The organism is Kitasatospora humi (genome assembly GCF_020907985.1).
In the GTDB taxonomy this organism is placed as follows: domain Bacteria; phylum Actinomycetota; class Actinomycetes; order Streptomycetales; family Streptomycetaceae; genus Kitasatospora; species Kitasatospora humi.
Map to the genome: position 1 here is coordinate 227,578 of NZ_JAJJPA010000007.1, position 13,892 is coordinate 241,469.

Consider the following 13,892-nt stretch of genomic DNA (forward strand, 5'->3'; position numbering starts at 1 on the left):
CGGTGGACGTCCGCGGCTACACAGCTTCCAGGATGTCGATCACGAAGACCAGGGTCGAGTTCGCAGGGATACCGTTCTGTGCCTGTCCGCCGTAGCCCAGGGACGGCGGGATCACCAGCTCCACCCGGCTGCCCACCGGCTGACCCACCAGCCCCTTGTCCCACCCGGCGATCACGCTGCCGGTGCCGATCTGCAACACCTGCGCCCCGCCGTGGCTCCACGACGAGTCGAACTGCTGGCCGTTGCTCCACAGCACCCCGGTGTACTGCAGCACCACCGACTGACCGGCCTGCACCGGCTTGCCGTCACCCTTGATCAGCACATTGACCTGCAGGTCCGACGGCGCGGGCGTGTTCGGCGGGATCGTGATCGTCGGCGCGGCCTTGCCGTTGTCCTTCACCTGCGGCTGGTTCGCGGCCGGCTGGGTCATCGTCCCCGTCACCACCGAGTCCTGCGGCACCGTCTGCACGATGTCCAGCGCGAACACCACGGTGTCGTCCTTGCCCACCCCCAGCTGCTGGTTGGTGTTGCTGCCGAACGCCGCCGACGGCGGCGCCACCACCAGCACCCGGGTGCCCACCTTCTTGCCCACCACGGTCTCGTCGAACGCCGGCACCAACTGCCCGGTCCCCGCCTGGTACAGCTGCGGCTTCGCACCCGCGTCATAGGAACCCGCGACGTCCTTGCCCGTCGTCCAGTCCTTCGCCGTGTAACCGACCGTCACCCAGTCGCCCCGGCCCACCGTCGGCCCGTCCCCCTCGACCGCGGTGGTCACCACGAACTGGCCGGTCGGCTTCCCCGACGGCAGGGTGATGGCGGCCTTGCTGCCCACCGGCCCGCTGACGGTCGGCATCGGGGACGCCGACCCCACCGGAGTCGGCACCGAGGGCGCCGACGACGTGGGCACCGGCGACGGCCCGCTCTTCACGGGCGAACTGCTGCTGCACGCGGCCAGCAGCACCATCGGCAGGAGAACGAGCAACCCGACTCTGCGGCGCACGGCGACCTCACTGTCAGTCACATTTACGGATCAGTAAACGTGACCAGACTAGGGCCGGCGTGCCCCGCCCTCGGGGAGGACGGGGCACGCCGGCCGGAGAAAGGGATCACATTCCGGCGATCAGCTTCTCCACCCGCTCGTCCACCGAGCGGAACGGGTCCTTGCAGAGCACCGTCCGCTGCGCCTGGTCGTTCAGCTTCAGGTGCACCCAGTCCACCGTGAAGTCACGGCGCTGCTCCTGCGCCCGGCGGATGAAGTCCCCGCGCAACCGGGCCCGGGTCGTCTGCGGCGGCACCGACTTGGCCTCGAAGACCTTCAGATCGGTGGTCACCCGCTTGGCCTGCCCCTTGCCCTGCATCAGGTAGAAGAGCCCGCGGCGGCGGTGGATGTCGTGGTACGCCAGGTCGATCTGCGCGATCCGCGGGTTCGACATGCTCATCTGGTGCTTCTCCCGGTACCGCTCGATCAACTGGTACTTCATGATCCAGTCGATCTCGGTCCCGGCCCGGGACAGGTCCTCGGTGCGCACCGCCTCCAACGTGCGGCCCCACAGCTCCAGCACCCGGCCCACCGTGCCCTCGTTCAGCCCCTTGCGGTCGGCGAACTCCACCGCCTTCGCGTAGTACTCCTCCTGGATCTCCAGGGCGCTCGCCTCCCGGCCGTTGGCCAGGCGCACCTGGTGGCGGCCCGTCAGGTCGTGGCTGACCTCGCGGATCGCCCGGATCGGGTTCTCCAGCGTCAGGTCGCGCATCACCACCCCGGCCTCGATCAGCCGCAGCACCAGGTCCGTCGCGCCCACCTTCAGCAGCGTGGTGGTCTCCGACATGTTGGAGTCGCCGACGATCACGTGCAGCCGGCGGTAGCGCTCGGCGTCCGCGTGCGGCTCGTCCCGGGTGTTGATGATCGGACGGGACCGGGTGGTCGCCGAGCTGACGCCCTCCCAGATGTGCTCCGCCCGCTGGCTCACGCAGAACACCGCGCCGCGCGGGGTCTGCAGCACCTTGCCCGCGCCGCAGATCAGCTGACGGGTCACCAGGAACGGGATCAGCACGTCCGCCAACCGGGAGAACTCGCCGTGCCGCGCCACCAGGTAGTTCTCGTGGCAGCCGTAGGAGTTGCCGGCCGAGTCGGTGTTGTTCTTGAACAGGTAGACGTCCCCGGCGATGCCCTCCTCGTGCAGCCGCCGCTCGGCGTCCACCAGCAGACCCTCCAGGATCCGCTCGCCGGCCTTGTCGTGCGTCACCAGCTCGACGACGTCATCGCACTCCGGGGTGGCGTACTCGGGGTGCGAACCGACGTCCAGATACAGGCGAGCGCCATTGCGCAGGAACACATTGCTGCTGCGGCCCCAGGAAACTACGCGGCGGAAGAGGTACCTGGCCACCTCGTCCGGAGACAGACGCCGTTGTCCCCGGAACGTACACGTGACGCCGTACTCGTTCTCCAGCCCGAAAATTCGGCGGTCCATGCAGGGACTTTACGCTTCCGGGGGCCCTCTGAAACCGTTTCCGCCACGCCAATCGAAGCACGATCCGACGGATGCCGAAATCCCCCGGACAAACGGGCGCGGCGGTGGGGTGCGGCGCGCTCGGCACCGCACCCCACCGCCGCCCGGGCCTACTCGTCCTCGGTCGACTCCGGCTCCGCCAGGTCGGCATCCGCCGCCGCGGCCGACTCCTGGCTCAGCAGCCGGCTCAGCTGCGGGCCCAGGATCCGCTTGAACTTGCGCTGCTGCGGGCGCACCCGGTCCAGCACGGCCACCTCCAGCTGCTCCGGCGTCAGCGCCCGGGGCGTGCCGCCGTTCGGGTCGCGGGCCAGCGAGTCCACGGCCAGCTTCAGCGCCTCGGCCAGGCTCATGCCCACCTGGTGGCGCTGCCCCAGGTAGTTCCCGATCTGGTCGGCGTTGCCACCGACCACCACCGAGTTCTTCTCGTCCACCACCGAACCGTCCGGGGTGAGCCGGTAGATCTGGTCGTCCTCCGGGGTCCGGCCGACCTCGGCGACGATCAGCTCCACCTCGTACGGCTTCTCGCCGACCGAGGAGAAGATGGTGCCCAGCGTCTGGGCGTAGACGTTGGCCAGCCCACGGGCCGTCACGTCGGCCCGGTCGTAGGAGTATCCACGCAGGTCGGCGTAGCGCACGCCACCGATCCGCAGGTTCTCGAACTCGTTGTAGCGGCCGACCGCCGCGAACGCGATCTTGTCGTAGATCTCGGACACCTTGTGCAGCGCCCGGGAGGTGTTCTCGGCCACGAAGACGATGCCGTCGGCGTAGGTGAGCACGACCACGCTGCGGCCGCGCGCGATGCCCTTGCGGGCGTACTCCGCGCGATCCGCCATGGCCTGCTGGGGCGAGACGTAGAACGGTGTGGACACCGGCGGTCGTCCCTTCTGGTTCGGGCTCCCGCGGCCCCGCTGCGGGGTGCCGGGAGCGGTGGCGGACTACTGGAGCGGGGCCTGCGGGCCGTCGGGGCGGATGCGGCGGTCATCGGTGATCGACACCGCGATCCGCGACACCTCCTCCTCGGAGAGCCTGCGGATGCCCTCGTCGGTGATCAGGGTGACGATCGGGAAGATCTTGCGGGCCAGGTCCGGGCCGCCGGTGGCGGAGTCGTCGTCGGCCGCGTCGTAGAGCGCCTGGACCACCAGGACGGCGGCCTGGTCGGCCGTCAGGTCCGGGCTGTAGAGCTTCTTCAGCGAGCCCCGGGCGAAGACCGAGCCGGAGCCGGTGGCGGCGAAGTTGCGCTCCTCGGAGCGGCCGCCGGTGACGTCGTAGGTGAAGATCCGGCCGCGCCCGAGGTCCAGGTCGTAGCCGGCGAACATCGGCACCACGGCCAGGCCCTGCATCGCCATGCCCAGGTTGCCCCGGATCATCGTGGTCAGCCGGTTGGCCTTGCCCTCCAGGGAGAGCACGGTGCCCTCGATCTTCTCGTAGTGCTCCAGCTCCAGCTGGAACAGGCGCACCATCTCGACCGCCAGGCCCGCGGTGCCGGCGATGCCGACCGCGCTGTACTCGTCGGCCGGGAAGACCTTCTCGATGTCACGCTGGGCGATCACGTTGCCCATGGTGGCCCGGCGGTCACCCGCGATCACCACACCGCCGTCGAAGACCGCGGCCACGATGGTGGTGCCGTGCGGCGCCTCCACGGTCACACCGGCCGGGAGCGCCCGGCGCCCGGGGAGGAGCTCAGGCGAGTGCTCAGCCAGGAACTCCATGAAGGAGGAATGTCCGGGGGTGAGGAAGGCAGCCGGTAGACGCCCGGTGCCACGAGTGTTGGCTTCCACACGATTCCTTCCAGGTAGTCGGCAGCCCGCCGGAGCGCGTCGGGCCGATCCTTCATCTGCCCCAGCGCCGCGTTGCACGCGAAACAGAGGATGCCACGGACCCTACCCGTTTCGTGGTCGTGATCCACATGCTCGGCCCGACTGTCCTGACAGATCGGACAGAGGTGGCACTGGTCCCGGAGCATTGCCTGAAGGTCTGCCTCGGAGAGGCCGTACTTTCGGCGAAAATAGCTTTCACGGTTCCGTGCCGCCGTACACGTTTTGCAGTAGGCCGCAAGGCCACTGACCTGACTGGCGTTCCGATCCCATTCGGCATGCGGCTTGATCTGCTCGCACTTCGCACACCGCTTGTGCCCTTCGGGCACTTCGACGCGCGGCCGCGGGACTTTCCCCTTCGCCCGCTGCCGCGCGTCGTAGTACTGCGCCGAGCACGCACGGCAATACGCCTGAAGACCGCTCTTCATCGACCTATTGCGTGCGAACGACTCACGCTCGAGCCATTGCTGGCACTTGCTGCACCAGGCTCGACTTTCCAAATCGGACATTCAGGACTATTGCCCACCTTTCTGAACAAAGCCCCTCACGAAATCCTCGGCATTGGACTCGAGCACTTCATCGATTTCGTCCAGCACCGCGTCCACGTCGTCGTTCAGCTTGTCCTGGCGCTCCTTGAGCTCGTCGGACTGCTGGGCCTCCGCGGCCTGCTCTTCGGTCTCCTCGGTGGCGCGGTTGGCCCGCTGCTGACCGCCGCCGGTGTCCTTGGTCGCCATGCCCCTCACCCCTTCGCATCGTCGGTCGGTAGTACTGGTGGAACGTCCGGGCCCCACCAGGATGATTCCCCGTCAGCCAACCTTTCACTCAAGGTAGCGGATCACTCACCCACCGGAGAGGACCCGGACCAGGTCCTCGGCGGTGCGGCAGCGGTCCAGCAGGTCCTTGACGTGGCTGCGGGTGCCGCGCAGTGGCTCCAGGGTGGGCACCCGCTGCAGCGAGTCGCGGCCGGGCAGGTCGAAGATCACCGAGTCCCAGGAGGCCGCGGCGACGTGCTCCGCGTACTGCTCCAGGCAGCGGCCGCGGAAGTAGGCCCTGGTGTCGTCCGGCGGCTCGTGGACGGCGCGCAGCACCTCGTCCTCGGTCACCAGGCGCTCGAACCGCCCGCGGGCGACGAGCCGGTTGTAGAGCCCCTTCTCGGGCCGCACGTCGCTGTACTGCAGGTCGACAAGGTGCAGCCGGGGGTTGTCCCAGTCGAGCCCGTCACGCTGCCGGTAGCCCTCCAGCAGCTCCCGCTTGGCGATCCAGTCGAGCTGCCGGGACAGGCTCATCGGGTCGCGTTCCAGCCGGGAGAGCACGTCCTCCCAGCGGATCAGCACGTCCTTGGTCTGCTCGTCGGCGTCGTGGCCGTAGCGGTCCTCGACGAACTTGCGGGCCAGCTCGTAGTACTCCATCTGGAGCTGGACGGCGGTGAGCTTGCGGCCGTTGCGCAGCGTGACGAGGTGCTGCAGCGAGGGGTCGTGGGAGACCCGGTGCAGGGTGCGGACCGGTTGGTCGACGGCGAGGTCGACGGCGATGAATCCGGCCTCGATCATGGAGAGTACCAGTGAGGTGGTGCCGAGCTTGAGGTAGGTGGAGATCTCCGAGAGGTTGGCGTCGCCGATGATGACGTGCAGCCGGCGGTACTTCTCGGCGTCGGCGTGCGGTTCGTCGCGGGTGTTGATGATGGGCCGCTTGAGCGTGGTTTCGAGGCCCACCTCCACCTCGAAGTAGTCGGCGCGCTGGCTGATCTGGAAGCCGTGGGCGGCGCCGTCCTGGCCGATGCCGACCCGGCCGGAGCCGGTGACGACCTGGCGGGAGACGAAGAACGGGGTGAGGTGGCGGACGATGTCGGCGAACGGGGTGGCCCGCTGCATCAGGTAGTTCTCGTGGGTGCCGTAGGAGGCGCCCTTGTTGTCGGTGTTGTTCTTGTAGAGATGGATGTTCTGCCCGTTGGGCAGTTCCAGGGCGCGGGCAGCCGCCTCGGCCATGATCCGCTCGCCGGCCTTGTCCCAGAGCACGGCGTCGCGCGGGTTGGTGACCTCGGGCGAGCTGTACTCGGGGTGGGCGTGGTCGACGTAGAAGCGGGCGCCATTGGTGAGGATGATGTTGGCCAGGCCGATGTCCTCGTCGGTGAGCTGGCTGGCGTCCGCGACTTCGCGGGCGAGGTCGAACCCGCGCGCGTCGCGCAGCGGGTTCTCCTCCTCGAAGTCCCAGCGGGCGCGACGCGCCCGGTGCATCGCCGCCGCGTAGGCGTTGACGATCTGGGACGAGGTGAGCATGGCGTTGGCATTGGGGTGGCCGGGTACGGAGATGCCGTACTCGGTCTCGATGCCCATCACGCGCCTTACGGTCATCCGGCCCTCCTTGCCCGGTGCTGCCCGTCGCCCCGCCGGGTGGCGGGACGCCGACGTCCCTGGGGTGGCACCGCGGCTGACGGAGCGTCGGGGCCGTCAGCCGCGGTTGGTGCGGGCGGCGGGTTAGAGGTACTGCCCGGTGTTCGCCACGGTGTCGATGGAACGGCCGGACTCGGCGCCCTGCTTGCCGGTGACCAGGGTGCGGATGAAGACGATCCGCTCGCCCTTCTTGCCGGAGATCCGGGCCCAGTCGTCCGGGTTGGTGGTGTTGGGCAGGTCCTCGTTCTCCTTGAACTCGTCCACGCAGGCGGCGAGCAGGTGGGAGACGCGCAGGCCGCGCTGCCCGTGGTCGAGGAAGTCCTTGATCGCCATCTTCTTGGCCCGGTCCACGATGTTCTGGATCATGGCGCCGGAGTTGAAGTCCTTGAAGTAAAGGACTTCCTTGTCGCCGTTGGCGTAGGTGACCTCCAGGAAGCGGTTCTCCTCGGTCTCACCGTACATCCGCTCGACCACCGACTGGATCATGGCGGCGACGGTGGCGTCCAGCGAGCCGTCGTGCTCCTTGAGGTCGTCGGGGTGGAACGGCAGCGAGCTCTTCAGGTACTTGGAGAAGATGTCCTTGGCGGCCTCGGCGTCCGGGCGCTCGATCTTGATCTTGACGTCGAGACGTCCGGGCCGCAGGATCGCCGGGTCGATCATGTCCTCGCGGTTGGAGGCGCCGATCACGATGACGTTCTCCAGGCCCTCGACACCGTCGATCTCGGCGAGCAGCTGGGGGACGATGGTGTTCTCCACGTCCGAGCTGACGCCGGAGCCGCGGGTGCGGAAGAGCGACTCCATCTCGTCGAAGAAGACGATGACCGGGGTGCCCTCGCCGGCCTTCTCACGGGCCCGCTGGAAGACCAGGCGGATCTGCCGCTCGGTCTCGCCGACGTACTTGTTGAGCAGCTCGGGGCCCTTGATATTGAGGAAGTAGCTCTTGCCCTGCGGCTGCCCGGTGACCTCGGCGACCTTCTTGGCGAGCGAGTTGGCCACCGCCTTGGCGATCAGCGTCTTGCCGCAGCCGGGCGGGCCGTAGAGCAGCACGCCCTTCGGCGGGCGCAGCTCGTACTCCTTGAAGAGGTCGGCGTGCAGGTAGGGCAGCTCGACCGCGTCGCGGATCTGCTCGATCTGGGCGCCGAGGCCGCCGATCTGCCGGTAGTCGATGTCCGGGACCTCTTCGAGGACGAGCTCCTCGACCTCGGCCTTGGGCACGACCTCGTAGACGTGGCCGGAGCGGGGGTCCATCAGCAGGGCGTCGCCGGCGCGCAGGTTGACCCCGCGCAGCGAGTCGGCGAGGCGCACCACGCGCTCCTCGTCGGTGTGGCCGAGGACCAGCGCGCGTTCGCCGTCCTCGAGCACCTCCTTGAGGGTGACCAGTTCGCCCACGGATTCGAAGTCGAAGGCGTCGACGACGTTCAGCGCCTCGTTGAGCAGCACTTCCTGGCCGCGCTGGAGCTCGTCCAGGTCGATGGCGGGGCTGACGTTGACGCGGAGCTTGCGGCCTCCGGTGAAGATGTCGGCGGTGCCGTCCTCGTTCTTGGTGAGGAAGGTGCCGAATCCGGCGGGGGGCTGGGCGAGCCGGTCGACTTCCTCCTTGAGGGCCACGATCTGGTCGCGGGCCTCGCGCAAGGTGGCGGCGAGTCGCTCGTTCTGGGCGGTCACGCCGGCCAGGTTGGTCTGGAGCTCGACGATGCGGTCCTCGAGGACCCTCGAAGAGCGCGGGGCTTCGGCCAGCTTGCGACGCAGCACGGCGATCTCCTGCTCCAGGTACGAGACCTGTGCGGCCTCGTCGGAACCACGGGCGGGCTTTCCGGCACTGCGGTTGTAGTCGTCATCGTGGGCTGCCACGGTCCTCACCTCCTCCGGGGAGCGGGATGCTTCCAGACCCTACCTGTACCAGGGGTCGTGTAAACCCCTAGATCAAGAAAGACGGAAGGGGTGTGTCCGATCTTCACCCGAGTGTGCTTCCCCTCTGGCAGGTGGATACCCACCGCACACGCCCGGAAAGCGGCCGGGAGGTAGGGTCGAGCGAGTCAATACCCGATCGTGACCGTTGTGTAGGCAGGAACCGATGTCAGTGACCAGTGGGGCGGAAGCCGCCGAGCCGCTCGAAGTGTGGATCGATCAGGACCTGTGCACCGGCGACGGGATCTGCGTGCAGTACGCGCCCGAGGTCTTCGAACTGGACATCGACGGGCTGGCCTATGTGAAGGGCGAGGACGACGAGTTGCGCCAGCAGCCGGGCGAGACGGCGCCGGTTCCGCTGACGCTGCTTCAGGACGTGGTCGACTCGGCGCGGGAGTGCCCGGGCGACTGCATCCACGTCCGCCGGGTCTCGGACCGGGTGGAGGTGTACGGCCCGGACGCCGACTAGCGCCCGGGGGCCGTTCGACTGCTGACGTCCCGTCAGTACTGCGTCGGGTCAGGTGGTGGCGGACGGGACGCTGTGCTCGGTGCGGGTGAAGGCGTCCCCGTGCCGGGTCCAGTCGAGTTGCACGGTGAGGTCCGGGCAGCAGCGCGGTACGTCGGCGGTGGAGTAGCCCCGGGCCTGGGCGGTGATGGTGCCGTCGGCGCGCAGGGCGAGCCCGGTGACGGTGTAGTCCTGGTGCCAGTCGACCAGGACGTCGTGCACCCGGGGGGTGCCGCCGGGGCCGGCGGTGATGACGAAGACGCCGTCGGGTGCCGCACCGGCGCCGGCCGCGCAGTGGGCGGCGGCGACGGTGGCGGGGGTGCCGTCGCCGAGGTCGGCGGCGAAGCTGAGGGTGACGGTGGCGGGCAGTGGCCCGCAGTCGAGCGGCAGGGCCGCCTTGGCGGCGTCGGGCGCGGCACCGGCGGGCAGGGCCTTGGGGGCGCCGCCGCCGGCCGCCGGGGCGGGGTCCGCGGCGCTGAGGTGGGCGCTGGGGGCGGCAGCCATGGTGGCGGTCACCAGGGCGGCGCAGCCGGCCGCGACCGCGAGCCAGCGCCAGGGTCCGGAGCGGGCCGCCGGCCCGGGCCGGGAGGTGTGGTCCGCGACGTCCGCTGCGCTGGGCAAAAGGGGTCCCCTCCACCGGCCGGGTGTCTGTGTGTGGGGAGCATCGTCGCACATCAGTGGTAGTGCGTACGAATGGGACTCGGACCGGCCGGGCGGGGCCTGACGCACTGAAGGCCCATCGGGTCCCGATGGGCCTTCAGGTGGACCGGCGGCGGTCTCAGTCCTGGTCGATGACCGGGGTGGCGGCCTTGGCGGCGGCCCGGGCGGCGGCGCGCTCGGCCAGGCTGGGCTTCGGCTTGTCGTTGTCGAAGTCCTCGCCGTAGGCGCCCTTGGCCGGACGGCGCTGGCGCATCGGCGGCTCGACGCCGTCGGCGAGTCGGCGGCTGGTGAGCAGGAAGCCGGTGTGGCCGATCATGCGGTGGTCGGGCCGGACCGCGAGGCCTTCGAGGTGCCAGGTGCGGACCATGGTCTCCCAGGCCTGCGGCTCGTTGAAGGCGCCGTGCTCGCGCAGGGCCTCGACGGTGCGCGACAGCTGCGTGGTGGTGGCCACGTAGCAGCAGATGAGGCCACCGGGGACGAGTGCCTTGGCGGCGACGTCCAGGCACTCCCAGGGGGCCAGCATGTCGAGGATGACCCGGTCGACGTCGGTCTCGACCAGGTTGTCCTGGAGGTCACCCACGGTGAGCTTCCAGGCCGGGTGCGGGCCGCCGAAGTAGCGCTCGACGTTGCCCCGGGCGATGTCCGCGAAGTCCTGGCGGCGCTCGTAGGAGGCGAGCAGGCCGGTGTCACCCACGGCGCGCAGCAGGTAGGTCGAGAGCGCGCCGGAGCCGACGCCGGCCTCGACCACCCGGGCGCCGGCGAAGATGTCGGCCATGGCCAGGATCTGCCCCGCGTCCTTGGGGTAGATGACGGCCGCACCGCGCGGCATGGACAGGACGTAGTCGGGGAGCAGGGGTCGCAGCGCGAGGTAGGGCACGTTTCCCGTGGTGCGAACCACGGTGCCCTCGGGGGCGCCGATCAGTTCGTCGTGCGGGAACGCACCCTTGTGGGTGTGGTAGTTCTTCCCGGCTTCGAGCGTGAACGTGTAGTGACGGCCCTTGGGGTCGGTCAGCTGAACCTGGTCCCCGACCTTGAATGGCCCCCGCCTGCGGGTGGCACCGGTCGGTTCGGACATGCGGACAATCCTATAGCGAATCGGGTGCGGCCCCGGACCACGGCCGTTCCCGGCCCACTGCGGCCTAGCGGCGGGTGAGCACCGCGCTGAGCCGGCGCTCCACGTCGGCGACGGCCAGCACCCCGTAGACGCCGCCGTCCGGGTTGACCACCAGGTACTCGCTGGCGGGGTTGGCCCGCAGCGCGGCGAGCAGGTGTTCGCCGTCCAGGTCGACGGCGAGCCGCAGTCCGGGCTCCAGAGTGCGGGCCAGGGAGCCGGCGGCCACCCAGGGGCGGCGGTGTTCCGGCACCTGGAGCACGGCGGCCTCCTTGACCAGGGCGATCGGGTCGCCGTGGCCGTCGCTGATCACCACGGCGCCGGCCTGGGCCTCGCGGGCCCGGCGCAGCGCCTCGGCGAGCGGGGTGTCGGCGGTGACCTGGACGGCGCGCCGGCTGAGGTCGCGCACGCCCAGCCGGGGCAGCGCCTCCTTGAGGCGGGCGTTGCGGACCGCGGTGCCGGCGCCGCTCCAGATCACCACGGCGAGGAACGCGGCCAGGCTGGTGTTCAGCAGCGACTCGCCGGTGCCGGGCCGTCCGCCGTGCTGGGCGTCGCCGTAGAGCGGCAGGCCGAAGAGCACCACCAGGGCGAGCACCCGGCCGCTCCAGGCGGCGGCCACGGTGCCGGTCATCGGCCGTCCGGTGACGCCCCAGACGACGGCGCGCAGCATCCGGCCGCCGTCCAGCGGCAGGCCGGGCAGCAGGTTGAAGACGGCCACCACCAGGTTGGCCACGGTGAGGCCGGCGAGCAGCACGCCCGGCACGGTGTCGAACCGGACCAGGTCGGTGAGCAGCCAGCAGATGCCGCCGATGGCCAGCGAGAGCAGCGGGCCGACGAAGGCGAGCCAGAACTCCCGACCGGGGGTCTCGGCCTCCTTCTCGATCTCCGAGACGCCGCCGAAGAACTGCAGTTGGATCCGCCGGACGCCGAGCCGGTAACGCAGCGCGACCAAGGTGTGGGCGAGTTCGTGGATCAGCACGGAGCCGTAGAAGGCGACGGCGAAGCAGAAGGCGATCAGGTAGCGGGTGAAGCCGAGGTCGGGGAGGACGTCGGCGAGCTGCCGGCCGAACAGCCAGGTGATCAGCGCGGCGATCAGGAACCAGGACGGGCCGACGTAGACGGGCACGCCGAACGGCCGGCCCATCAGGATGCCGCCGGCCGGTCGGTGGCCGGGTCCGGGGCCGCCGGGCTGCCGCGGTGGCTCCTGGGAGGTCTGCTGCCCCGTGGTGTCGCTCACCATGGCCCCTTCACCGGTCGTGTGGTCCCCGCTGGGTTCCGTCTTGTCGGCCACTCTGCTCCCGGGCGCTGCGCGCCGTACTCGAACGCTACGTGATCGCGGCGGGGGATGTCGGAGGCCCCCTGGGGAAGTCCTACCCAGTTCGGGCGCCGGTCCCGCTGTCAGCGGGCTGTCAGCCGTATGGCAGCCGGACCCCATAGGGTCGGGGGCATGCAGCAGACCGACACCGCCCGCCCGGCCGTTCCGCCGAGCGGGCTCTCCCCGTCGCGTGCCGGGGACTTCCTGACCTGCCCGCTGCTCTACCGGCTGCGGGTGATCGACCGCCTGCCGGAGCCGCCGAGCGCGGCGGCGACGCGCGGGACCTTGGTGCACGCCGTGCTGGAGCGGCTCTTCGACCATCCGGCGGCGGAGCGCACCCCGGACCGGGCGCTGTCGCTGCTGCGCCCGCAGTGGGAACGCCTGCTGGGTGAACGCCCGGAGCTGGCGGAGCTGTTCCCGGCGGCCGCGGCGGACGCCGAGGGCCTCGACGGCGAGGCGCTGGCCCGCTGGCTGGCGGACGCGGAGAAGCTGCTGGGCCAGTGGTTCCGGCTGGAGGACCCGACCCGGCTGGAGCCGGTGGAGCGGGAGCTCTACGTGGAGACGGTCCTGGACTCGGGCCTGAAGCTGCGCGGCTACATCGACCGGGTGGACGTGGCGCCCACCGGCGAGGTGCGGCTGGTGGACTACAAGACCGGCCGCGCGCCCTCCCGGGACTTCGAGGGCAAGGCGATGTTCCAGATGAAGTTCTACGCCCTGGTGGTGTGGCGCTGGAAGGGCGTGATCCCCAAGCGGCTGCAGCTGGTCTACCTGGGCGGTGCCGGGGAGGTGGTGACCTACGACCCGGACGAGGCGGACCTGCGATCGGTGGAGCGCAAGCTGCTGGCGCTGTGGGAGGCGATCTGCCGGGCGGTGGCCACCGGTGAGTTCCCGGCCACGCGCAACCGGCTGTGCGACTGGTGCGACCATCAGAACAGCTGCCCGGAGTTCGGGGGGACTCCGCCGCCGTACCCGCTCCCCCTGCAGAAGACCGTGACGAGCATGTCGAGCAAGGAGTCATAGGTGACGATCCGAGTGCTGCTGGTCGACGACCAGCCGCTGCTCCGCACCGGTTTCCGGATGATCCTGGAGGCGGAGAGCGACCTGGTGGTGGTGGGCGAGGCCGGTGACGGCCAGCAGGCGCTGGAGCAGGTGCGGGCGCTCCAACCGGACGTGGTGCTGATGGACATCCGGATGCCGCGGATGGACGGGGTGGAGGCGACCCGCCGGATCGCCGGCCCGGGGCGGGACGGTCCGGCGAAGGTGCTGGTGCTGACCACCTTCGACCTGGACGAGTACGTGGTGGAGGCGCTGCGGGCCGGGGCGAGCGGCTTCCTGCTGAAGGACGTGCCGGCCGAGGAGCTGGTGCAGGCGATCCGGGTGGTCGCGGACGGCGCGGCGATGCTGGCGCCGTCGATCACCCGCCGGCTGCTGGACATGTACGCCACCCGGCTGCCGTCCGGGGACGAGGCCCCCTCCCCCGCGCTGGGCGCGCTGACCGAGCGGGAGATGGAGGTGCTGCGGCTGGTCGCCAAGGGGCTGTCCAACGCGGAGATCGCCGCCGAGCTGTTCGTCTCCGAGACCACGGTGAAGACCCATGTCGGGCACGTGCTCACCAAGTTGGGCCTGCGGGACCGGGTGCAGGCGGCGGTGTTCGCCTATGAGAGCGGGCTGGTGCGGCCGGG

General features: G+C 70.2%; 13 protein-coding genes and 1 pseudogene. 3 read left to right on the top strand and 11 right to left on the bottom strand.

Features of this window, described 5'->3' with window-relative positions; translation table 11 throughout:
* Positions 1 to 16: 16 nt before the first annotated feature.
* The 8 genes and pseudogenes from LN042_RS10480 to arc form a co-directional block, all read right to left on the bottom strand.
* Positions 17 to 1,021, bottom strand: coding sequence for an FKBP-type peptidyl-prolyl cis-trans isomerase (locus LN042_RS10480; RefSeq protein WP_230050747.1), 1,005 nt, complete (start codon positions 1,019 to 1,021; stop codon positions 17 to 19).
* An 85-nt stretch (positions 1,022 to 1,106) separates the two neighbouring features.
* Positions 1,107 to 2,468 carry a Pup--protein ligase gene (gene pafA / locus LN042_RS10485; protein WP_230050748.1) on the bottom strand — a complete coding sequence of 454 codons (1,362 nt, stop codon included), beginning with the start codon at positions 2,466 to 2,468 and terminating at the stop codon, positions 1,107 to 1,109.
* A 149-nt stretch (positions 2,469 to 2,617) separates the two neighbouring features.
* Positions 2,618 to 3,376 (bottom strand): proteasome subunit alpha, encoded by a 759-nt coding sequence (gene prcA / locus LN042_RS10490; protein WP_230050750.1) that lies wholly within the window; start codon positions 3,374 to 3,376, stop codon positions 2,618 to 2,620.
* 66 nt (positions 3,377 to 3,442) lie between these two features.
* Positions 3,443 to 4,285 carry a proteasome subunit beta gene (gene prcB / locus LN042_RS10495; RefSeq protein WP_230050751.1) on the bottom strand — a complete coding sequence of 281 codons (843 nt, stop codon included), beginning with the start codon at positions 4,283 to 4,285 and terminating at the stop codon, positions 3,443 to 3,445.
* A 20-nt stretch (positions 4,286 to 4,305) separates the two neighbouring features.
* Positions 4,306 to 4,830, bottom strand: a pseudogene (locus LN042_RS10500) (endonuclease VII domain-containing protein); the annotation flags it as partial.
* 6 nt (positions 4,831 to 4,836) lie between these two features.
* The gene (locus tag LN042_RS10505; protein WP_230050752.1) at positions 4,837 to 5,055 is read right to left on the bottom strand and encodes a ubiquitin-like protein Pup; all 219 of its coding nucleotides are present in this window, start codon (positions 5,053 to 5,055) and stop codon (positions 4,837 to 4,839) included.
* A 105-nt stretch (positions 5,056 to 5,160) separates the two neighbouring features.
* The gene (gene dop / locus LN042_RS10510) at positions 5,161 to 6,672 is read right to left on the bottom strand and encodes a depupylase/deamidase Dop (RefSeq protein ID WP_230050754.1); all 1,512 of its coding nucleotides are present in this window, start codon (positions 6,670 to 6,672) and stop codon (positions 5,161 to 5,163) included.
* A 123-nt stretch (positions 6,673 to 6,795) separates the two neighbouring features.
* On the bottom strand, positions 6,796 to 8,562 hold the full coding sequence (arc, locus tag LN042_RS10515; protein WP_230050756.1) for a proteasome ATPase: 1,767 nt from the start codon (positions 8,560 to 8,562) through the stop codon (positions 6,796 to 6,798).
* A 223-nt stretch (positions 8,563 to 8,785) separates the two neighbouring features.
* Here arc and LN042_RS10520 point away from each other — a divergent pair, with 223 nt between their 5' ends.
* The gene (locus LN042_RS10520; protein WP_230050757.1) at positions 8,786 to 9,088 is read left to right on the top strand and encodes a ferredoxin; all 303 of its coding nucleotides are present in this window, start codon (positions 8,786 to 8,788) and stop codon (positions 9,086 to 9,088) included.
* Between the two features lie 48 nt (positions 9,089 to 9,136).
* On the opposite strand, the gene LN042_RS10525 is transcribed toward LN042_RS10520, so the two are convergent.
* The 3 genes from LN042_RS10525 to LN042_RS10535 form a co-directional block, all read right to left on the bottom strand.
* A complete protein-coding gene (locus tag LN042_RS10525; protein ID WP_230050759.1) occupies positions 9,137 to 9,745 on the bottom strand; it encodes a hypothetical protein in 609 nt (202 codons plus the stop codon).
* Positions 9,746 to 9,902: 157 nt separating this feature from the next.
* Complete coding sequence (locus LN042_RS10530) at positions 9,903 to 10,859, bottom strand: tRNA (adenine-N1)-methyltransferase (RefSeq protein WP_230050761.1); 957 nt, start codon at positions 10,857 to 10,859, stop codon at positions 9,903 to 9,905.
* 64 nt (positions 10,860 to 10,923) lie between these two features.
* Complete coding sequence (locus LN042_RS10535) at positions 10,924 to 12,135, bottom strand: site-2 protease family protein (RefSeq protein WP_230050763.1); 1,212 nt, start codon at positions 12,133 to 12,135, stop codon at positions 10,924 to 10,926.
* A gap of 207 nt (positions 12,136 to 12,342) precedes the next feature.
* On the opposite strand from LN042_RS10535, the gene LN042_RS10540 reads away from it, so the two are divergent.
* Together LN042_RS10540 and LN042_RS10545 are read left to right on the top strand one after the other, a co-directional pair.
* Positions 12,343 to 13,230: a RecB family exonuclease gene (locus LN042_RS10540; protein ID WP_230050765.1), complete on the top strand. Its 888-nt coding sequence runs from the start codon at positions 12,343 to 12,345 to the stop codon at positions 13,228 to 13,230.
* On the top strand, positions 13,231 to 13,892 hold a 662-nt coding region (locus tag LN042_RS10545), incomplete at its 3' end, for a response regulator (protein WP_230050767.1).